Here is a 19,989-nt window from a genome sequence, read left to right on the forward strand (position 1 = left end):
TGCAGATCGGATGATGCGTTGCCGATGCGCTGTACCAACTGCGCGATCATGCTCAGGAACTGGTTGAACCAACCTGCCAGGCTGGCGGTTTCGTCTTTGCCCTGTACCTTGAGCTGGCGTGTGAGGTCGCCTTCACCTTCGGCGATTTCCTGCAGGCCGTCGGCCACGCCACGGATCGGCCGCACGATGACACTGGCGAAGCTGGCGCCGACGATGGCGAAGACCACGGCCAGGGCCGCGGCGATGGCGGCGATCAGCCAAGTGAGGCTGGTGGCGCCGGCCATCACTTCATCGCGTTTGATCAGGCCGATAAAGCGCCAGCCCAAGTCTTTGGAGCTGACCACGTTGGCCATGTAGGCCACGCCGTCGATGTCGATCTGGGTCACGCCGTCGCCGCGCTTGGCCAGTTCGGCGTAGTTGGGTCCCAGGTCGGCCAGGGGCTTGAAGTTGTGCGTGGCATCGCTGGGGTCGACCAGCACGTTGCCATTGCCTTCCACCAGCATCAGGTAACCGCTGTCGCCCAGCTTGATGTTGCGCACCAACTCGGTGAGCTGCTTGAGCGACACGTCCAGCCCGATCACGCCGAGGATGTTGCCGCTGGCATCGGCGACGGTGTGCACGGTGCCGATCAGCACCACATCGTCCGGTGCCCAGTAGTAAGCGCCAGTGCGCACGGTGGCACCTGGCGCGGCGATGGCGGCCTTGTACCAAGGGCGCACGCGGGGGTCGTAGTTGTTGAGTTTGGTGTCGTCCGGCCAACTGGCGTAGCCGCCGTCGCTCAAGCCCAGGGACAGGTAAGCGGTGCTCGGATGGCTTTTGGCGAACTGGTCGAAAATCGCCAGCAGCTCTTTGTTGGTCTGGGTCAGGGGGATTTGCGCCGCATCGGCCCCTGCATAGCTCTTGAGGTCCTTGGCCGCGACAACGCGCGGGTCCTTGGCCACGAAGTCGACGTTCTGGCTGATGCCGTCGAAAAACTGCTTCATGCCATTGTCGATCTGGCGTATTTCGCGACCGCTGCTGTCGAGGAAATTGGCCAGGGCCCCCTCGCGCAGATTCAGCACTACCAACACGGCCACCAGGATGACCGGGAGGCACGCGATAGCCGCGAACGCCCAGGTCAACTTCTGCTTGATATTCATAACTTCACCTGCGGGTATTTATAGTTTTGGCAAGGAGAAACGCGAGTGCTGAATGCCGCATGTGTTGTTATGAGGGGAGATTGCCCATGCGTACCCTTGGTTTATCGACCGAAGCGGCACGCACTTGAGGGCGAGGCGGGTGATCAGCCGATTTGGTCGTCGGCCAGGGCGTCGCGGCGCATCGACTGCAGGTTCTTTTCGATGGTTTCGCAGATAGCTTCCATCTGGATCTGGTGTTCGCTGGAGCGGAACGGGCTCTGCAAGTCGGTGCCGATGCGTTCGATGGCCAGCAGCATAAAACCCACCACCGTCGAGGCCAGCGGGGTAAACCAGCCCAGAGATTCCACCAAGCCCACAGGCACGATCAGGCAGAACAGCGAGATAAATAGCCGTGGGAAATACACGTAAGGGTAGGGCAGCGGCGTGTTGGCGATGCGCTCCATGCCGCCCTGGGCGTTGGACAGGTCCACCAGCGTCGACTCCAGCCGCGCCAGGCGGATGCTGTCCAGGTGCCCGGCCTTGTATTCCCTGGCCAGCAACGCCGCAGAACCAGTGAGGATATCGTTGGCAAAGTTGTTGGTGGCGCCATTGCGTGCGAACTCCTCGGTGGGGATAAACGCGCGCACCTCGTCCGGACACGGCTCACCCTTGAGGTGGGCGGCCAGGCAGTTTACATAGGCCACATGGCGACGCAGCAGGGTGGATTTGACCGGGTTCACTTCGCTGCCGGGGTCGTCCAGCAGGGTCAGCACCTGGCGCGCAAAGCTGCGCGAGTTGTTGACCATGGCGCCCCACAGCGTGCGCGCTTCCCACCAGCGGTTGTAGGCGCTGCTGTTGCGAAAGCTGATCAGCACGATCAGCGCCGAACCCAGCAGGGTGAGGGGCATCAGCGGCAGGTTGACCTTGGCGTTGAGAAACAGCATGAAATCGACGGTGACGGCGATGTCCCACAGTAACAGCCAGAACAGCGACCAGCCGACGTAGCCCATGGTCTTGATGATCAGGCGGTATTTTTTGACGATGGCGGCTTTCAAACGACAACCTCGTGGCGAACGGTAAGCAACAGTGCCCTAGCTCGGACGTCCGGTTTCGGGGAAGGTTCGCCTGCGAACTGAAACGGTTAAGCCCCCCGGTTGCGTTGGAACAATTTTGGTAACGACGATGTCCTCTTGCCTAATCGCGATAGATTGCGCCCAAGGCAAAACGCCATTAGTGGTACTGACAGTGACGTGAGTGGTTGTGAGAGCAGGTTGCAGAAGCACTGCAATCGAGATCAGTGGATTTTAGTTGTTTGATCAGGGCTCTTTCTCATGTACGGCAGTTCGTTGAAGTTAAGGTTGGATCAGTCGGCACGGGTGTTTGAACGGCATGTGGATTTTGAGACCTGTATGCGCACCCATTACACCCTTTTACTGGAACCCTATTCGAAGAGGCCTTTTTTCTATAAGACGACGCTGAAGTTCAGTCGCTTGATGGTGTCTTTTACGTTGTTAAGCCACTACTTTTCACGGCCGGTGCCCTTGCTGTCCGACGTAAAAACCTTTTGCGTCGGGCGGCGGTATTGTTCCAAGAACAGCCTTGAATCGATCTTCCTGTTGTTCAGAGCGCTGGGGTTCATGAAAGTGGCCGGGTACACGGAGGACAGTCGGTTCCGGGTGTTCGGCCCCTCGTCCCAGGCGTGCCGGGAAGTCAGGTCGATGCTCGCTTCAATCGTGGAGCCGCTGGGCGTGATGTGCCCTGAGACGGTCGTTGTTGAACAACTGAACCAGTTGGATGATAGAGCGTTCCTGGCCGTTTATTTCAAAGGTTTTTCCACACTGCTGACGCATAACCTGACCATTGATCTATTGTTACCTGAGTGTTATTGGCTGGTAAAACGCGATGCCGGTCATATGTTGATGTTGGCGATTTATAACGATGCGTGTTCGCCGGGTAAAGAGGGCGCAAGTTTCAGGTCATCTTCTTACGTTGCGTTGGCCGCGCAATTAGCCGTGTCCAAGACCCATGTGATTCGGCTGGCCCAGGAAGGTGCGAACAGGGGGTATTTCAAGATTCACTCCAAAACACTGCTCGAAGTGCTACCGCCGTTTGTGCTGCTGGTCAGACGATTCATGGCTTACTCTTTTGCCACGGGCCTGCACTGTCTCCAACTGGGCCACGCCGGCAGGGAGTAGGCGACTCACGATCAAGGAGCGAAGGGATGCCGGCTAATTTGAAACTCAGGCCACGGATGCAAAGACTGTTGTCGCCTGCGGTCGCCCAGGCCGAACTGATCGGGATTGGTGCTTGGCTTGCGGTGTTGCTCACCGATTGCGCGATGATATTTGATCTGCCGAGGGTGTTGTTCACCCTCGGCTTGTTCGCCACGTACCGAATTCACCGCCGGGTGCCCGATTATTTCGTGTGGCGCGCGCTGGGTATCGTCTACATGCTGCTGCTGTCCGCGGGCTTCGCCTACATCATTCAGGCCAACCCGCATTTGCAGGTGTTTGCCTTGCCGTTGGCGGTAACGTTAGTGCTCAGCAGTGCACTGCTGTTCATCGTGGCCCAGGACTTTTTGGTGTCCGCGGTATTGGTGTGGTTAGTGATGTGGCCAACGATTCAGGCAGACCTTTACATGGGGGTCGATATCTACCTGTTCATCTTTTGCGCCTCGTCAGTGGCGATCGGTTTTGTACTGAATTTTTCCTGTTTGAAAAACCTGCGCTCCGTGCTGTTGGTGGAAAGCGAGTTTCGCGAGTTGGCCCAGACCGATTACCTGACCTCTATCCTCAACCGGCGCGCCTTTATGGAAAGCTTTGCCAAGTTGATTGCGGCGGGCGAGAGCGGCTACTTCATCATGTTGGATATCGACAGTTTCAAGCTCAAGAACGATCAGTTCGGCCATGACGTGGGCGACAAGATCTTGTGTGCAATGGCGATGTGCCTGAAAAACACCCACGGCAGCCACAGTGTCGGCCGCATCGGCGGTGAAGAGTTCGGCGTATTGCTGTTGGGCGATGATCCCGCGGTCGCGGCGGACTACGCGATGGGCCTGTTGCAGGCGATTCGTGAAAGTGTCGCGCCGCCGCACCACTACACCTGCAGTGCAGGCATGGCGCGTTTTGGGGCGCAGGCGGACATGTCGACAGTACTCAAGTGCGCCGACAGCAATTTGTATCGGGCCAAGCACAATGGCAAGGATTGTGTGTACCTGGACGGTGACTCGGTGGGCGTCAGTGTTGGCTGAGAACGCTGGCCAGCAGACCCGGAAATCGGCGCTCCAGCTCTTCCCTGCGCAATGAGTTCATATGGGTGGTGCCCACGCTTCGGGTGTGCACCAGCCCGGCGTCGCGCAATACCCGGAAGTGGTGGGACATGCTCGACTTGGGCCGGCCGCCGTCCAGTTCGCCGCAGCTGGCTTCCGGCACGCCGGCCAGGCAGCGGACGATGTCCAGGCGCACCGGATCGCTCAGGGCGTAAAGCACACGCTCGAGGGTCAGGTCTTGAAGGGCTGGGTGTTTGAAGGCTCGCATGGAGGCGGATCATAACAGGGGGGTATCGCTGAATACCATTGTTCGATTACCATCGAACTATCGAATCAACCACTCGCCCCCGGAGTCTTCCATGGCCGCCTTGTTCGAACCGTTCAAACTCAAAGATGTCACCTTGCGCAATCGCATCGCCATTCCGCCGATGTGCCAGTACCTGGCCGACGACGGGATCGTCAACGACTGGCACCACGTGCACCTGGCGAGCATGGCCCGTGGCGGCGCCGGTTTGCTGGTGGTCGAGGCCACCGCCGTCGCGCCTGAAGGCCGTATCACGCCTGGCTGCGCCGGGATCTGGAGCGATGCCCACGCCCAGGCCTTCGTGCCGATGGTTCAGGCCATCAAGGCCGCAGGCTCGGTCCCCGGCATCCAGATCGCCCACGCCGGGCGTAAAGCCAGTGCCAACCGTCCGTGGGAAGGCGACGACCACATCCCGGCCTCCGATGCGCGCCACTGGGAAACCATCGCGCCCTCGGCCATCGCCTTCGGTGCGAACCTGCCCAATGTGCCGCGCGCCATGACCCTGGACGACATCGCGCGGGTCAAACAAGACTTTGTCGATGCCGCCCGTCGCGCCCGTGAGGCCGGCTTTGAGTGGATCGAACTGCACTTCGCCCACGGCTACCTGGCGCAGACGTTCTTCTCCGAGCATTCCAACCAGCGCACCGACGCCTACGGCGGCAGCTTCGACAACCGCAGCCGTTTCCTCCTGGAAACCCTGGCCGCCGTGCGTGAAGTCTGGCCGGAAAACCTGCCGCTGACGGCGCGTTTCGGTGTGATCGAGTACGACGGCCGCGACGAGCAGACCCTCACCGAATCCATCGAGCTGGCGCGTAACTTCAAGGCCGGTGGCCTCGACCTGTTAAGCGTCAGCGTCGGTTTCACCATTCCCGACACCAACATCCCATGGGCTCCTGCCTTCATGGGGCCTATCGCCGAACGTGTGCGCCGTGAAGCCGGTATCCCGGTGACCTCGGCGTGGGGGTTTGGTACGCCGCAACTGGCCGAAGGTGCGTTGCAAGCTGGCCATCTGGACTTGGTCTCGGTGGGGCGTGCGCATCTGGCTGACCCGCATTGGGCCTACTTTGCCGCCAAGGAACTGGGCGTGGAGAAGTCCTCCTGGACCTTGCCCGCACCGTATGCGCATTGGTTGGAACGCTATCGCTGAGGCGAATGCCGAACCATGAGCCACTCGATCGAGTGGCTTTTTTTTGACGATTTTTAAGTACCGAATCTAATACCAGCTGGATACATAAAAAATAACGAATGAGAATAGATATCAAACAATAATGCGTTGGTATACCATTCGCCGCGAATTCTTGGCAGGTTTGCCGTCCCATCTGGCTCATTCACTAGGTCCATCATCCATGCGTCGTACCCTGATTTCCATCTGCGTGCTTCAGGCGTTTTCCCCTTTCACCTGGGCTGAAGTCGAACCGGTTGAAAAAGACGCGATTGAGTTGCAGGCAACCAACGTCACCGGCACGGCTGAATACGAGACGGCTCAGGGGCCGGTCAAGGGATACCATGCCACACGTTCAGCGAGTGCGACGCGTACCGACACCTCGATCCATGAAACCCCGCAGTCCATCAGCGTGGTGTCCAAAGATGTGGTCGAGGACATCGGCGCAACCCGTCTGCAAGATGCGCTCGACTACGCCGGCGGCGTGGGCCGGGCGAACAACTTCGGTGGCCAGGGCCTGACCACGTTCACTGTGCGCGGCTTTACCACCGGCGAGTTCTACCGCAACGGTTTCCCGATCAACCGTGGCTACCCGAACATGCCGGACGCCAACACCATCGAACGCCTCGAAGTGCTGCGCGGCCCGGCCACCATGCTCTATGGCCGTGGCGATCCAGGCGGCACCTTCAACGTGGTGTCCAAGCAGCCGCTGGCTGAACGTACCGTGACCCTGGGCAGCCAGTTGAATGACCAGGGCATGAAGCGCGGCACCCTGGATGCCTCCGGCCCGTTGGACGAGGAGGGCCGTCTGGCCTATCGCCTCAATGTGGTGGGCGAGGGCGGCGATACCTTCCGCGACCATGTCGAGACCGAACGCTACGGCGTGACACCGGTGCTCACCTGGCAAGCCACCGATGAGACCAAGGTGATCTTCGAAGGCGATTTCATGCGCAACAATCACCCGCTGGACCGCGGCCTGACGCGCTTTCCCAACCAGAGCGGCACGCCTTCGCGCGATACGTTCTGGGGTGACAAGGATGCGGGCAAGCTGCACAACGACAACAACATGGCACAGCTGCGTTTCGAGCATATGCTCAACGACAGTTGGACACTGGGCGGTGGGTTTCAGTGGTTGGATGGGACGTTGGCGGGCAATGCCATCGAGGCTAACGGTCCGGGAAGCCTGGGCGCCGATGGGCGTACGCTGCAACGCAACTTCAACTACCGCAAGCTGGAGTGGACCGACAAGGACTACCAACTCAACCTGACCGGGCATTTTTCCACTGGCAGCTTCGAACACACGTTGCTGACCGGCATTGAGTACGAAGACTACGACTACAAGTCGATCATCCAGCGCTCCAGCGCTGCTGCGGGCACTTACCCAATCGATATCTTCAACCCGGTCTACGGCCAGACGCGTCCGCCGCTGACCCGTACGCCCACCCACGACAAGGAAAATCTCAAAACCTACGCCGCCTTCGTGCAGGACCAGGTGGCCCTGACAGAGCGCCTGAAAGTGCTGGCCGGTGCGCGTTTCGAGCGTTTTGAACATGAGTACGAAAGCTATGTGCCCGGCGTCAGCCCGTTTCAGGCCGCCGACAACGCGGTCACCCCACGCGTGGGTGTGATCTACGACCTTACCGATACGGTCGCGGTCTATGCCGACGCCGCGCGCTCGTTCAAGCCGAACCCCGGCGCCGCGCGCGAAGGCGGTGCCTTTGAGCCGGAAAAGGGCAAGTCGTACGAAATGGGTATCAAGTGGGAGGCCCTGGATCGCCAACTGAGCGTCGACGCGGCGATCTATCAGATCGAGAAGAAGAACGTCCTGACCACCGATCCGGTGGTCAACACCTTCAGTGTCGCTGCCGGCCAAGTGCGCAGCCGTGGGTTTGACCTGAACGTGGCGGGCAACCTTACGCCGCAGTGGCGCGTGATTGGCGGCTATGCCTACGTGGATGCGCAGGTCACCAAGGACAACACGATCAGTGCCGGTACTCGTCTGCTGAACATACCGCGCAACAGCTTCAGCCTGCTCAACGTGTATGAGTTTCAGGACGGAGCCCTCAAGGGCCTGGGCCTTGGTGCCGGCGGCAAATACGTTGACCAGCGCGCCGGCCAGACCGCCAATACCGCGTTCTCAATGGACGCCTACACCGTCGTCGACCTGCTCGGCTACTACAAGGTCAACGAACAGGTGCGCGTGAATCTGGATGTGAAGAACCTGTTCAATCGCGAGTACGAAGAGGGCGCCTTCGGCAATATCTACGCCTATCCGGGTGCGCCGCGCACGGTGCAGGTGGGCATTTCCTACACCCTCTGACCTGGCAATGGGCGGCGTGTGCGGGCGAACCCGCGCGCGCCGCGATGCGCCTTCCGCTGGCGGTTATCAGTTCTGCCAGCATTTGGCGTAGCGTTCGCACACGCCAAACTGCTTATCCAGTTCGGCCATCTTCACCCAGTTGTCGGCCATGACTTCTTTCTCCAGCAACCCATTCAACTGCCGGTAGTACTGCAGCATCGCGCCGTTGACGGCCAATGCCTGGGTCACGTCGGTGGCTGGGGTATCGGGCACCAGCGTTTTCAACGTTGGCGTGTCCAGCCGCGAGAGCCGCGCGCGGTACTCAGCTTTGTACCGTTCGAGCGCCGTGGCCTTTACGCCATACGCTTGAACCAGATAATTGGTGACGTTCTGGCGATACTGAGTCCAATAGGCATCCGGCAAGTCAAGATTCATCTCGCCCTTGCGCTTGTTGACCGCCAGCTCAACGGCCTGGGCCCGCGCGCTGTCGTTGAACGGGGAGGTTTGGGGTTTCATTTCCGCGATGATGCTCGGCGCGATAATCTGCTCGGCCAACGCATCACGCTCCGGGGTGGCCGGGAGACCTTTGGGCGCTACGGGAAACAGCGCGTTGGCACCCGCGCAACTGGGCAGGCCTTTGTTGATCAGCGGGACCGGTGACCGCACCACTTGGCCCTGTACCGTGTGCAGGCGTTTAAGCATGGTCACGCACTGGCTGCCGGCGCGATCGAACGTCACTTCGTATTCCGCGCCAGGTTGCGGGGTGAGGGTGAACGCCATGCCACACACCGAGCCGGTGCCCTGGGTGTTCAAGTGCAGGAGTACCTGTTTATCCGGGGCCAGCCGGATCTCCAGATACGGCGTTTTTTCGGAGACCGGCGGCATCGACATGCCCGCCCGCCTGCGGGTGTTGGCCAGAAACAGGTTGTTGAGAATGCCGGTGGTTTGCCCGTCACAATGCTGCGCATCCATCACGCTCAGCGTGGAACTGCTCATGTCGCTGATAAACCGCAGCTTGGCGGCATCCGGTTCGGTGGCATCCGGGTACGTGCCCGTCACACTGCAACCGCTCAACATCACCGCCAGGCACGTCGCGCCGAGCGTACGGCCGGCAAAAAAATTACTCATGGAAAGGGGTCATCCTTAACGCCAAAGGTGGGAAATTGCGCATCATACGGGCAATATCGATTTTTTTTCGATGGACCGAGGATTGAATGCACAAAATAAATCAGTGGTTTGTGATTGGGGTCGCGGCATTGACAAGCGCCTGCTCGACGTTGCCGCCTGACATGGCATTGGACTCAAAAGTCTATTCCGCGGAAAACGCGGGGCTTGTCCTCGGCGCGCTGATCGAGGGCGGCCCCTACGGCACCTGGATGAATTTTCGCAACGTGGACACCGGCAAAGACTACGGCTGGGGACCCAAGGATTACTACTCGGCCTGGCTGCCGGCGGGCACCTATGAAGTCAGTGACCTGGGCTCGCGCCGCGGTGTGATGGGGCCTTATTCAAAACCCCTGCGCTTTACTGTGACTAACGGTCAACTCAACTACCTGGGCGAAATGACCTACGGTTGCCCGCTCGTGGCACGCCCGGCCGCGATTTATGGCGTGAAAAACTGCGGGATCCTGGCGCTCGCGACCTGCACGGTGGATTACCCCAGCATTGGCATCTGCGTGGTGGACCGTCAGGAACAGTCAGTGCGCACCTTCGTCAAGCAGCACCCGCAATTTTCCAAACTTCCGGTCAAGTCGGCCGTCATGTCGACGCGTTGAAGGCGCGATGGCCGGGCTGAGCGCCGACACCGCTTAAAGCGGCGTCAACACATTCATCACCGTATCCAGTGCCACGCGCGTGTCATCCAACTGCACCAGCGAGGCATGCCGCGCGCCCAGGGCATCGCGGTTCTGGATCGCGGTGAGGATCGCCTTGTGCCGGGGCAGGCTCAGGCCCTGGATATCCGGGCGGCGGTTGGTGATGTTGATCGATTCGCGCAATGGCAACGACAGCATGTTGCACATATAGGCGAGCAGATCGTTGCGCGTGGCGTCGGCGATGGCGCGGTGGAAGTCCAGGTCGGCCTGCAGCAAGTCCTCGTGGGTCTTGGCGGTTTCCATGCCTTGGTAGGCTTTTTCGATGATCGCGATGTCTTCATCGGTGGCGGTGGTCGCGGCCATGGCGGCGATCTCCGGTTCCAGAATGCGCCGCACGCCGGCCAGGGTATTGAAGAACTCGCTGTGGGGCGTGGACTGCATCAACCAGGACAGTACGTCCGGGTCGAGCAGGTGCCACTTCAAGCGCGGCCGCACCACCGCACCCACCCGTGGCTTGGAATACACCAGGCCCTTGGCGCTGAGCACCCGTGTGGCCTCGCGCAGCACCGAGCGGCTGACCTTGTACTCCTCGCAGAGCGTGGCCTCCATGGGCAGCCGTTCTTCGGGCTTGAAGCGACCGGAAACGATGTGCATGCCCAAGTCCTGAACGATCTGGGCATGCATGCTCTTGCGCGGCTTGGGCGGCTGGTGATCCATAACGTGCGGGATGCTCTGGCTTAAATTCGCGGCATCATAGCATCCCAATTAGTGGGAATGACGGGGGACTTCCGCCCCACGGCACCCTACCAGGAAGTCAAAGTCGCAACCCTGGTCAGCCTGCAACACATGGTCGATGTACAGCTGGCGGTAGCCGCCGACGATCAGGTTCTGCGGTGGCGCCAGGTCAGCCATGCGCGCCGCCAGTTCTGCGTCGGGGATGTCCAGGTGCAAACGGCCGTTGGCGCAGTCCAGTTCGATCCAGTCACCTTCCTTCACCGTGGCCAACGGCCCGCCCGCCGCGGCTTCCGGTGCCACGTGCAGCACCACCGTGCCGTATGCCGTGCCGCTCATGCGCGCATCGGAAATCCGCACCATATCAGTCACGCCCTGGGCCAGCAGCTTGGCCGGCAGGCCCATGTTGCCGACTTCGGCCATGCCTGGGTAACCCTTGGGCCCGCAGTTCTTCATGACCAGAATCGAGTTGGCGTCCACGTCCAGCTCCGGGTCGTTGATGCGTGCCTTGTACATGTCGAAGTTCTCGAACACCACCGCGCGGCCGCGATGCTGCATCAACTCGGGGCTGGCCGCCGAAGGCTTGAGTACCGCACCCAGCGGTGCCAGGTTGCCGCGCAGCACACAAATGCCGCCGTCGGCGCGGATCGGGTTGTCGAGGGTGCGGATCACTTCGTCCTGGCCATAGATCGGCGAGTCCTTGGTATTTTCGCCCAGGGTCTTGCCGTTGACGGTCAAGGCGTTGGGGTGCGGGATCAGGTTGGCTTCGCCCAGGCGACGCAGCACGGCCGGCAGGCCGCCGGCGTAGTAGAACTCTTCCATCAGGAAGCGGCCCGACGGTTGCAGGTCGACGATGGTCGGCATGCCCCGGCCGATGCGGGTCCAGTCGTCCAGGTCCAACTCCACGCCGATGCGGCCGGCGATGGCCTTGAGGTGGATCACCGCGTTGGTCGAGCCACCGATGGCGGCGTTCACGCGAATGGCATTTTCAAATGCCTCCTTGGTGAGGATCTTCGACAGCTTCAAGTCTTCGCGCACCATCTCCACCGCGCGCATGCCGGACATATGCGCCAGCACATAGCGCCGCGCATCCACTGCCGGGATCGCCGCGTTGTGCGGCAGCGAGGTGCCGAGCGCTTCAGCCATGCAGGCCATGGTCGACGCGGTGCCCATGGTGTTGCAGGTGCCCGCCGAGCGCGACATGCCGCCTTCGGCCGCGAGGAAATCATCCAGGGTAATGGTGCCGGCCTTGACCTGCTCGCTCAGCTGCCACACCACCGTGCCCGAGCCGATGTCCTGGCCTTTGTGCTTACCGTTGAGCATCGGGCCGCCGGTGACCACGATCGCCGGCACGTCGCAACTGGCGGCGCCCATCAGCAGGGCAGGGGTGGTCTTGTCGCACCCGGTGAGCAACACCACACCATCAATGGGGTTGCCGCGAATGGCTTCCTCCACGTCCATGCTCGCCAGGTTGCGCGTCAGCATGGCCGTGGGGCGCAGGTTCGATTCGCCGTTGGAGAACACCGGGAATTCCACCGGGAAGCCCCCGGCTTCGATCACGCCGCGTTTGACGTGCTCGGCGATCTGGCGGAAATGCGCGTTGCACGGGGTCAGCTCCGACCAAGTGTTGCAGATACCGATGATCGGCTTGCCGTGGAACTGGTGGTCGGCGATGCCCTGGTTCTTCATCCAGCTGCGGTACATGAAGCCGTTCTTGTCGGCGGTACCAAACCACTGGGCAGAGCGTAGGCCGGGCTTTTTATCAGACATGATCGATTCTCTTATTGTATGACTATATGTTCTCTCTGCGGCTAAACATAAGCGCAAAATCTTCCATTTGGAAGTGTTGTTTTGCAAATAGTCCTACTATATAGTCAGTCTCAACTGAGGTATGACCCTGGCGGATTTTTCCGCGAGAGGCATCCCCGATACCTATAAGAACAACAATCGGAGATCGACCCCATGAGCGAGGAATTGCGGCTTATCCGGCGCATCACGCTGAAACTGATTCCCTTCCTGATCCTGCTGTACCTGATCGCCTACGTGGACCGCTCCGCCGTGGGCTTTGCCAAGTTGCACATGGGCGCGGATGTCGGCATTGGTGATGCGGCCTATGGCCTGGGCGCGGGGTTGTTCTTCATTGGCTACTTCCTGTTTGAGATCCCCAGCAACCTGATGCTCGACCGCTTCGGCGCGCGGCGCTGGTTCGCGCGCATCATGATTACCTGGGGCGCCATCACCATCGGCATGGCGTTCGTGCAGGGCCCGCACAGTTTCTACGTGATGCGCTTTCTGCTCGGTGCGGCCGAAGCCGGCTTTTTCCCCGGCGTGCTGTACTACATCACCCAATGGTTCCCGGTGCGCCACCGCGGCAAGATCCTTGGGCTGTTTATCCTCTCTCAACCCATCGCCATGATGATCACCGGCCCCGTGTCCGGTGGCCTGCTGGGCATGGATGGCATCCTCGGCCTGCATGGCTGGCAATGGCTGTTCATCGTGATCGGCACCCCGGCGATCCTGCTTACCTGGCCGGTGCTGCGGTACCTGCCGGATGGCCCGAAACAGGTCACGTGGATGACCGACGCCGAAAAGACCTGGTTGACCGGTGAGCTGAACAAAGACCTGCAAGCCTACGGCCAGACCCGCCACGGCAACCCGCTGCATGCGCTCAAAGACACGCGCGTGTTGCTGCTGGCGCTGTTCTACCTGCCGGTGACCCTGAGCATCTACGGCCTGGGCCTGTGGCTGCCGACCCTGATCAAACAGTTCGGCGGCAGCGACCTCACCACCGGCTTCATCTCTGCCGTGCCGTATATCTTCGGCATCATCGGGCTGCTGATCATCCCGCGCAGTTCCGACCGTTTGAATGACCGTTACGGCCACCTCGCCGTGCTTTATGTGCTGGGCGCCATCGGTCTGTTCAGCAGTGCCTGGCTGAGCGCGCCGGTGCTGCAGATGGCCGCGTTGTGCCTGGCGGCGTTCGCGCTGTTTTCCTGCACCGCCGTGTTCTGGACCTTGCCGGGGCGCTTCTTCGCCGGCGCCAGTGCGGCGGCGGGCATTGCGTTGATCAATTCGGTGGGCAACCTCGGCGGCTATATCGGCCCGTTCGTGATTGGTGCGCTCAAGGAATACACCGGCAACCTGGCGTCGGGCTTGTACTTCTTGTCCGCAGTGATGGTGTTCGGCCTGGTGCTGACCGGTGTGGTGTATCGCGTGCTGGAGCGCAGGCACGTGCTGCCGGCCGATCAGTTTGCCGCCAGCGCCCGTGGCGCCACACGTACTTAAATCCTGGAGAAGCGTTATGCGTTTAGTGCAGTTCGAACTCAATAATGGCGAGCGTCGCGTGGGTATCGTAGACGGCGATCAACTGCGCGAAGTGCGCAGCGCACGCAGCGTGCGCGAACTGGCGCTGGCCGCCATCGAGGCGGGCATCAAGCTGCAACAGCAGGTCGAAAGCCTCGGCCTGGGCGACAGCCATGATTACTCGGCGTTGCTGGCCGAACACAAAGTCCTGCCGCCGCTGGACCACCCGGACCCGGCCCATATGCTCATCAGCGGCACCGGGCTGACCCACCTGGGCAGCGCCTCGGCGCGGGACAAAATGCACCAGCAGGCTGGCGACGACAGCGCCATGACCGACACCATGCGCATCTTCAAATGGGGCGTGGAGGGCGGCAAGCCCGCCGCTGGCCAGGCCGGTGTGCAACCGGAGTGGTTTTATAAAGGCGACGGCAGCATCGTGGTACGCCCCGGCCAGGCCTTCCCGGTGCCGCCGTTTGCCGAAGACGCCGGCGAAGAGCCGGAAATCGGCGGCCTCTACGTGATCGGTCATGACGGCAAGCCTTATCGCCTGGGCTTCGCGGTGGGCAATGAATTCTCCGACCACATCATGGAGCGCAAGAACTACCTGTACCTGGCCCATTCCAAGCTGCGCAGTTGCAGCTACGGTCCGGAACTGCGAGTGGGCGAGTTGCCCCAGCACCTGGCCGGCACCAGCCGCATCCTGCGTAACGGCGAGGAAATCTGGCGGAACGAATTCCTCAGCGGCGAGGCCAATATGTGCCACAGCCTGGAAAATCTCGAATACCACCACTTCAAATACAGCCAGTTCCTCAAGCCAGGCGACGTGCATATTCACTTCTTCGGCACCGCCACGTTGTCATTCGCCGACGGTATACGTACCCAACCGGGCGATGTGTTCGAGATCAGCCAGGCCGAGTTCGGCGCGCCGCTGATCAACACCGTCGGCAAGGTCGACGCGGTATTTGAACCCGGCCAAGTCACCCCTCTTTAAGGAGTTCCCCATGACCCAGTATCTCGGCCACAACTACATCGGCGGTCAGCGCAGCGCCAATGGCAGCGTCAAACTGCACAGCGTGGACGCCAGCACCGGCGAGGCCTTGCCCCAGGACTTCTACCAGGCCACCCCGCAGGAAGTCGACGCCGCCGCCAACGCCGCCGCGCAGGCATACCCCGCGTACCGCGCCTTGAGTGCGGCGCGCCGCGCGCAGTTTTTGGATGCGATCGCCGATGAGTTGGATGCGCTGAGCGACAACTTCGTCGAGTTGGTGTGCCGCGAAACCGCATTGCCCGCCGCGCGCATCAAAGGCGAGCGCGGGCGCACCAGCGGCCAGATGCGCCTGTTCGCCACGGTGCTGCGTCGCGGCGATTTCTACGGTGCGCGTATCGACAAAGCCCTGCCGGATCGCCAGCCACTGCCACGCCCCGACTTGCGCCAATACCGCATCGGCCTGGGCCCGGTGGCAGTGTTCGGCGCGAGTAACTTCCCCCTGGCGTTTTCGACCGCTGGCGGCGACACCGCCGCCGCGCTGGCGGCCGGCTGCCCGGTGGTGTTCAAGGCCCACAGCGGGCATATGGCCACGGCTGAGCAGGTGGCCAATGCGATCATCCGTGCGGCCGAAGCCACCGAAATGCCCGCGGGCGTGTTCAATATGATCTTCGGCGGCGGTGTCGGTGAGGCGCTGGTCAAGCACCCGGCGATCCAGGCGGTGGGCTTTACCGGTTCGCTCAAAGGCGGCCGTGCGCTGTGCGATATGGCCGCGGCACGCCCGCAGCCGATCCCGGTGTTTGCCGAGATGTCGAGCATCAACCCGGTGATCGTGTTGCCCCAGGCCCTGCAAGCCCGCTCCGAAACCGTTGCCCGCGACCTTACCGCCTCGGTCGTGCAAGGCTGCGGCCAATTCTGCACCAACCCCGGCCTGGTGATCGGCATTGCCTCGCCGGCATTCACCGCATTCACCCAGCAAGTCGCGCAACTGATCGGCGAGCAGCCCGCGCAAACCATGCTCAATGCCGGGACCCTGAGCAGCTACGGCAAGGGCCTGGAAAAACTGCTGGCGCACCCTGGCATCCAGCACCTGGCGGGCAATGCCCAGTCCGGCAATCAGGCGCAGCCACAGCTGTTCAAGGCCGATGCCAGCTTGCTGATCAATGGCGACGAAGCGTTGCAGGAAGAAGTCTTCGGCCCCACCACGGTGTTTGTCGAAGTCGCCGACCAGGCCCAGCTCAGCGCCGCCTTGCAGGGCCTGCACGGCCAGTTGACCGCGACGATCATTGGCGAGCCGGCGGACTTTCAACAGTTCCCTGAGCTCACGCCGCTGCTGGAACAGAAAGTCGGGCGCATCCTGCTCAACGGCTACCCGACCGGCGTCGAAGTCTGCGATTCGATGGTGCACGGCGGCCCGTACCCGGCCACGTCCGACGCCCGTGGCACGTCGGTCGGCACCTTGGCCATTGACCGTTTCCTGCGCCCGGTGTGCTTCCAGAACTACCCTGATAGCCTGCTGCCCGATGCGTTGAAAAACGCCAACCCGTTGCGGATCCAGCGCCTGGTGGATGGCACGCCATCGCGCGAGTCGCTCTAAGGAACCCGGAGGTTTCATGTTGTGGAATGCGGTCACTGCACACCGTGCACAATTGGGCGAAGGACCGTTCTGGGACGTGCCGACCCAGGCGCTGTATTGGGTCAATATCGCCGGCAAACAGGCCTTGCGCCTGATGGGCGGGCACCTGCAGATCTGGCAGTTGCCCGAGCATGTCTCGGCGTTTATCCCGTGTGAAAGCGGCGATGCGCTGGTGACCCTGAGCAGCGGCGTGTACCGCCTCGACCTGGCCACCGAAGCCCTGACCCTGCTGTGCGTGGCCGACCCGCAACCGGGCAACCGTGGCAATGAAGCACGCTGCGATGCTCAGGGGCGCCTGTGGCTGGGCACCATGCAGAACAACATCGGTGAACAGGGCGAAGACCTGCCGATCACGCGGCGCTCCGGTGGCCTGTTTCGCATCGAGGCCGACGGGCAGGTCACGCCATTGCTGGACGGCCTGGGCATTCCCAACACGTTGCTCTGGAACGAGGAGGGCAGCCAGGTGCACTTTGGCGACAGCCTGGACGGCACGCTCTATCAGTATGCGATCCACGCCGATGGCCGGCTCGCGCCGCCGCACGTGTGGTTTGGCCCGCACGCGCGCGGCGGGCCGGACGGGTCGGCGATGGACGTTGACGGCTATCTCTGGAACGCCCGCTGGGACGGCAGTTGCCTGCTGCGCCTGACGCCCGATGGTCAGGTGGATCGCATCATTGAGCTGCCGATCAGTCGCCCCACCAGTTGCGTATTCGGCGGACCCGACCTCACCACCCTGTTTATCACCAGCGCGGCCAGCCCCTTGGATCATCCCTTGGACGGCGCCGTGCTGGCTATCGAAGTCGACGTACCTGGCAGACCCTGCCATCGCTTTGCCGGTTAAAACCCCAAAACTTAAAAACAACAACAAGAGGTGTCGTTCATGAAAAAGACTCTCCGCGTCCTCGCTGCCGCCGTTGCGTTAAGCAGCCTCAGCGGCTTGGTCTCTGCTGAAGAAGTCAAAATCGGCTTTCTGGTCAAACAGGCCGAAGAACCCTGGTTCCAGACCGAATGGGCCTTTGCCGAAAAAGCCGGCAAGGAACATGGCTTCACCGTGATCAAGATCGCCGTGCCCGACGGCGAGAAGACCCTCTCGGCCATCGACAGCCTGGCGGCCAACGGCGCCAAGGGCTTTGTGATCTGCCCGCCGGACGTGTCCCTGGGCCCGGCCATCGTGGCCAAGGCCAAGGTCAATGACTTGAAGGTTATGGCGGTGGATGACCGTTTCGTCGACGCCAAGGGCGCCTTTATGGAGGACGTGCCGTACCTGGGCATGGCCGCGTTTGAAGTGGGCCAGAAGCAGGGCGCGGCCATGGCTGCCGAAGCGAAAAAACGCGGTTGGGACTGGAAGGACACCTACGCGGTGATCAACACCTTCAACGAACTCGACACCGGTAAAAAACGCACCGACGGCTCAATCAAATCCCTCGAAGAAGCCGGGATTCCCAAGGACCATATCCTCACCGCCGCGCTGAAAACCCTCGACGTGCCCGGCAGCATGGACGCCACCAACTCGGCGCTGGTCAAGCTGCCCAGCGGCGCGAAAAACCTGATCATCGGCGGCATGAACGACAACACCGTGCTCGGCGGCGTGCGCGCCACCGAAAGCGCCGGCTTTGCCGCGGCCAACGTGATCGGGATCGGCATCAACGGCACCGACGCCATTGGCGAGCTGAAAAAGGCCAACAGCGGCTTCTTCGGTTCCATGCTGCCCAGCCCGCACATCGAGGGCTACAACACCGCCCTGATGATGTACGAGTGGGTGACCAAAGGCACCGAGCCGCCCAAGTACACCGCGATGGACGAAGTGACCCTGATCACCCGCGAGAACTTCAAGGAAGAGCTGACCAAAATCGGGCTGTGGAAATGACCGCTGCGGCCCTGCGGTTTGACGGTATCGGCAAAACCTTTCCCGGGGTCAAGGCGCTGGACGGCATCTGCTTCACCGCCCACCCGGGGCAAGTGCACGCCTTGATGGGCGAGAACGGCGCCGGCAAGTCGACGCTGCTGAAGATTCTGGGCGGTGCCTATATTCCCAGCAGCGGCACGGTGCAGATCGGCGAGCAGACCATGGCCTTCAAATGCGCGGCCGACAGCATTGCCAGCGGCGTCGCGGTGATCCACCAGGAGCTGCACCTGGTGCCGGAAATGAGCGTCGCCGAAAACCTGTTTTTGGGGCATTTGCCGACGCGTTTCGGCGTGGTCAACCGGGGCCTGCTGCGCAAGCAGGCCCTGGCCTGCCTCAAGGGCCTGGCCGATGAAATCGACCCGGACGAAAAGCTCGGGCGCCTGTCCCTGGGCCAGCGCCAACTGGTGGAAATCGCCAAGGCGTTGTCCCGTGGCGCCCATGTGATTGCCTTCGACGAGCCGACCAGCAGCCTTTCGGCGCGGGAGATCGACCGCTTGATGGCGATCATTGCGCGCCTGCGCGAGGAGGGCAAAGTGGTGCTCTACGTGTCGCACCGCATGGAGGAGGTGTTCCGCATCTGCGACGCCGTCACCGTGTTCAAGGACGGCCGCTACGTGCGCACCTTTGACGACATGAGCACGCTGAGCCACGACCAGTTGGTGACCTGCATGGTCGGTCGCGACATCCAGGACATCTACGACTACCGCCCGCGCGAACACGGCGAGGTGGCGCTCAAGGTCGATGGCCTGCTGGGGCCGGGCCTGCGCGAGCCGCTCAGCTTCAAGGTGCGCAAGGGCGAGATCCTGGGCCTGTTCGGGCTGGTGGGGGCCGGGCGCACCGAGCTGTTGCGCCTGCTCAGCGGCCTGGAACGCGCCAGCGCCGGCAGCCTGGAACTGTGCGGCGCGCCGCTGCCCTTGCGCTCGCCGCGCGACGCCATCGCCGCCGGCGTGTTGCTGTGCCCCGAGGACCGCAAGAAGGAGGGCATCATTCCACTGTCGAGCGTGGCCGAGAACATCAACATCAGTGCCCGTGGCGCCCATTCCGCGTTTGGCTGGCTGTTGCGCGACAAATGGGAGAAAGGCAACGCCGACCGGCAGATCCAGGCGATGAAGGTGAAGACGCCCAACGCCGAACAGAAAATCCTCTACCTGTCCGGCGGCAATCAGCAAAAAGCCATTCTCGGCCGCTGGCTGTCGATGCCGATGAAGGTGTTGCTGCTGGACGAGCCGACCCGAGGCATCGACATCGGCGCCAAGTCGGAGATCTACCAGATCATCCACAACCTTGCGGCCCAGGGCATTGCGGTGATCGTGGTGTCCAGCGACCTGATGGAAGTCATGGGCATTTCCGACCGCATCCTGGTGCTGTGCGAAGGCGCCCTGCGCGGCGAACAAACCCGTGAACACGCGACTGAATCCAACCTGCTGCAGCTGGCCTTGCCGCGCCGCGTGACGAACTGAGA

The 19,989-nt window shown here is 61.8% G+C and carries 16 protein-coding genes and 1 pseudogene; 11 read left to right on the plus strand and 6 right to left on the minus strand.

Features of this window, described 5'->3' with window-relative positions:
• Nucleotides 1–107: 107 nt before the first annotated feature.
• Both PSH59_RS26290 and PSH59_RS10385 read right to left on the minus strand, forming a co-directional pair.
• Nucleotides 108–1,139 (minus strand): annotated as a pseudogene (locus tag PSH59_RS26290) (cache domain-containing protein); the annotation flags it as partial.
• Between the two features lie 143 nt (nt 1,140–1,282).
• Complete coding sequence (locus tag PSH59_RS10385; RefSeq protein WP_248081532.1) at nt 1,283–2,173, minus strand: bestrophin family protein; 891 nt, start codon at nt 2,171–2,173, stop codon at nt 1,283–1,285.
• 354 nt (nt 2,174–2,527) lie between these two features.
• Between PSH59_RS10385 and PSH59_RS10390 the strand changes: the two genes are divergently transcribed.
• Nucleotides 2,528–3,313 (plus strand): hypothetical protein, encoded by a 786-nt coding sequence (locus PSH59_RS10390; RefSeq protein ID WP_348983820.1) that lies wholly within the window; start codon nt 2,528–2,530, stop codon nt 3,311–3,313.
• A 26-nt stretch (nt 3,314–3,339) separates the two neighbouring features.
• Nucleotides 3,340–4,368, plus strand: a complete 1,029-nt coding sequence (locus PSH59_RS10395; RefSeq protein ID WP_305394969.1) for a GGDEF domain-containing protein — start codon at nt 3,340–3,342, stop codon at nt 4,366–4,368.
• Here PSH59_RS10395 and PSH59_RS10400 read toward each other — a convergent pair.
• Nucleotides 4,355–4,654, minus strand: coding sequence for a helix-turn-helix transcriptional regulator (locus PSH59_RS10400; RefSeq protein ID WP_305394970.1), 300 nt, complete (start codon nt 4,652–4,654; stop codon nt 4,355–4,357). The two genes, PSH59_RS10395 and PSH59_RS10400, sit on opposite strands and share 14 nt — an antisense overlap.
• Before the next feature lie 91 nt (nt 4,655–4,745).
• Between PSH59_RS10400 and PSH59_RS10405 the strand changes: the two genes are divergently transcribed.
• The gene (locus tag PSH59_RS10405; protein ID WP_248081539.1) at nt 4,746–5,837 is read left to right on the plus strand and encodes an NADH:flavin oxidoreductase/NADH oxidase; all 1,092 of its coding nucleotides are present in this window, start codon (nt 4,746–4,748) and stop codon (nt 5,835–5,837) included.
• A gap of 199 nt (nt 5,838–6,036) precedes the next feature.
• Entirely contained in the window at nt 6,037–8,172 is a 2,136-nt protein-coding gene (locus PSH59_RS10410; RefSeq protein ID WP_305394971.1) for a TonB-dependent siderophore receptor, read from the plus strand.
• Between the two features lie 66 nt (nt 8,173–8,238).
• Here PSH59_RS10410 and PSH59_RS10415 read toward each other — a convergent pair whose 3' ends face one another.
• The gene (locus PSH59_RS10415; protein WP_305394972.1) at nt 8,239–9,279 is read right to left on the minus strand and encodes a hypothetical protein; all 1,041 of its coding nucleotides are present in this window, start codon (nt 9,277–9,279) and stop codon (nt 8,239–8,241) included.
• Nucleotides 9,280–9,440: 161 nt separating this feature from the next.
• Between PSH59_RS10415 and PSH59_RS10420 the strand changes: the two genes are divergently transcribed.
• Nucleotides 9,441–9,926 carry a hypothetical protein gene (locus PSH59_RS10420; RefSeq protein WP_248081544.1) on the plus strand — a complete coding sequence of 162 codons (486 nt, stop codon included), beginning with the start codon at nt 9,441–9,443 and terminating at the stop codon, nt 9,924–9,926.
• Nucleotides 9,927–9,959: 33 nt separating this feature from the next.
• Here PSH59_RS10420 and PSH59_RS10425 read toward each other — a convergent pair whose 3' ends face one another.
• Entirely contained in the window at nt 9,960–10,682 is a 723-nt protein-coding gene (locus tag PSH59_RS10425) for a FadR/GntR family transcriptional regulator (RefSeq protein WP_248081546.1), read from the minus strand.
• A gap of 48 nt (nt 10,683–10,730) precedes the next feature.
• A complete protein-coding gene (locus tag PSH59_RS10430) occupies nt 10,731–12,467 on the minus strand; it encodes an IlvD/Edd family dehydratase (RefSeq protein WP_065877889.1) in 1,737 nt (578 codons plus the stop codon).
• Nucleotides 12,468–12,659: 192 nt separating this feature from the next.
• Here PSH59_RS10430 and PSH59_RS10435 point away from each other — a divergent pair, with 192 nt between their 5' ends.
• From PSH59_RS10435 to araG, 6 genes are read left to right on the plus strand one after another with little or no spacing between them, the layout of a single operon-like run.
• Nucleotides 12,660–13,982 carry an MFS transporter gene (locus PSH59_RS10435; RefSeq protein ID WP_305394973.1) on the plus strand — a complete coding sequence of 441 codons (1,323 nt, stop codon included), beginning with the start codon at nt 12,660–12,662 and terminating at the stop codon, nt 13,980–13,982.
• A gap of 16 nt (nt 13,983–13,998) precedes the next feature.
• Entirely contained in the window at nt 13,999–14,991 is a 993-nt protein-coding gene (gene araD1 / locus PSH59_RS10440; protein ID WP_248081550.1) for an AraD1 family protein, read from the plus strand.
• A gap of 10 nt (nt 14,992–15,001) precedes the next feature.
• Nucleotides 15,002–16,582: an aldehyde dehydrogenase (NADP(+)) gene (locus PSH59_RS10445; RefSeq protein WP_248081552.1), complete on the plus strand. Its 1,581-nt coding sequence runs from the start codon at nt 15,002–15,004 to the stop codon at nt 16,580–16,582.
• A 16-nt stretch (nt 16,583–16,598) separates the two neighbouring features.
• On the plus strand, nt 16,599–17,462 hold the full coding sequence (locus PSH59_RS10450) for an SMP-30/gluconolactonase/LRE family protein (RefSeq protein WP_305394974.1): 864 nt from the start codon (nt 16,599–16,601) through the stop codon (nt 17,460–17,462).
• Between the two features lie 39 nt (nt 17,463–17,501).
• The gene (locus tag PSH59_RS10455; protein ID WP_305394975.1) at nt 17,502–18,488 is read left to right on the plus strand and encodes a substrate-binding domain-containing protein; all 987 of its coding nucleotides are present in this window, start codon (nt 17,502–17,504) and stop codon (nt 18,486–18,488) included.
• Nucleotides 18,485–19,987 carry an L-arabinose ABC transporter ATP-binding protein AraG gene (araG, locus tag PSH59_RS10460; protein ID WP_248083946.1) on the plus strand — a complete coding sequence of 501 codons (1,503 nt, stop codon included), beginning with the start codon at nt 18,485–18,487 and terminating at the stop codon, nt 19,985–19,987. Before PSH59_RS10455 ends, araG begins: the two co-directional genes overlap by 4 nt.
• Nucleotides 19,988–19,989: the final 2 nt, after the last annotated feature.

Origin of the sequence: Pseudomonas sp. FP2309, from assembly GCF_030687575.1 — a bacterium.
Lineage (GTDB): Bacteria > Pseudomonadota > Gammaproteobacteria > Pseudomonadales > Pseudomonadaceae > Aquipseudomonas.

Excerpts from the sequence above, each read along its gene's own strand:
- PSH59_RS10400 (WP_305394970.1), bottom strand. The coding sequence starts at position 4,654 with ATGCGAGCCTTCAAACACCCAGCCCTTCAAGACCTGACCCTCGAGCGT.
- PSH59_RS10410 (WP_305394971.1), top strand. The coding sequence starts at position 6,037 with ATGCGTCGTACCCTGATTTCCATCTGCGTGCTTCAGGCGTTTTCCCCT.
- PSH59_RS10395 (WP_305394969.1), top strand. The coding sequence starts at position 3,340 with ATGCCGGCTAATTTGAAACTCAGGCCACGGATGCAAAGACTGTTGTCG.
- PSH59_RS10455 (WP_305394975.1), top strand. The coding sequence starts at position 17,502 with ATGAAAAAGACTCTCCGCGTCCTCGCTGCCGCCGTTGCGTTAAGCAGC.
- PSH59_RS10415 (WP_305394972.1), bottom strand. The coding sequence starts at position 9,279 with ATGAGTAATTTTTTTGCCGGCCGTACGCTCGGCGCGACGTGCCTGGCG.
- PSH59_RS10450 (WP_305394974.1), top strand. The coding sequence starts at position 16,599 with ATGTTGTGGAATGCGGTCACTGCACACCGTGCACAATTGGGCGAAGGA.
- PSH59_RS10445 (WP_248081552.1), top strand. The coding sequence starts at position 15,002 with ATGACCCAGTATCTCGGCCACAACTACATCGGCGGTCAGCGCAGCGCC.
- araD1 (WP_248081550.1), top strand. The coding sequence starts at position 13,999 with ATGCGTTTAGTGCAGTTCGAACTCAATAATGGCGAGCGTCGCGTGGGT.
- araG (WP_248083946.1), top strand. The coding sequence starts at position 18,485 with ATGACCGCTGCGGCCCTGCGGTTTGACGGTATCGGCAAAACCTTTCCC.
- PSH59_RS10435 (WP_305394973.1), top strand. The coding sequence starts at position 12,660 with ATGAGCGAGGAATTGCGGCTTATCCGGCGCATCACGCTGAAACTGATT.
- PSH59_RS10390 (WP_348983820.1), top strand. The coding sequence starts at position 2,528 with ATGCGCACCCATTACACCCTTTTACTGGAACCCTATTCGAAGAGGCCT.
- PSH59_RS10420 (WP_248081544.1), top strand. The coding sequence starts at position 9,441 with ATGGCATTGGACTCAAAAGTCTATTCCGCGGAAAACGCGGGGCTTGTC.
- PSH59_RS10405 (WP_248081539.1), top strand. The coding sequence starts at position 4,746 with ATGGCCGCCTTGTTCGAACCGTTCAAACTCAAAGATGTCACCTTGCGC.
- PSH59_RS10430 (WP_065877889.1), bottom strand. The coding sequence starts at position 12,467 with ATGTCTGATAAAAAGCCCGGCCTACGCTCTGCCCAGTGGTTTGGTACC.
- PSH59_RS10425 (WP_248081546.1), bottom strand. The coding sequence starts at position 10,682 with ATGGATCACCAGCCGCCCAAGCCGCGCAAGAGCATGCATGCCCAGATC.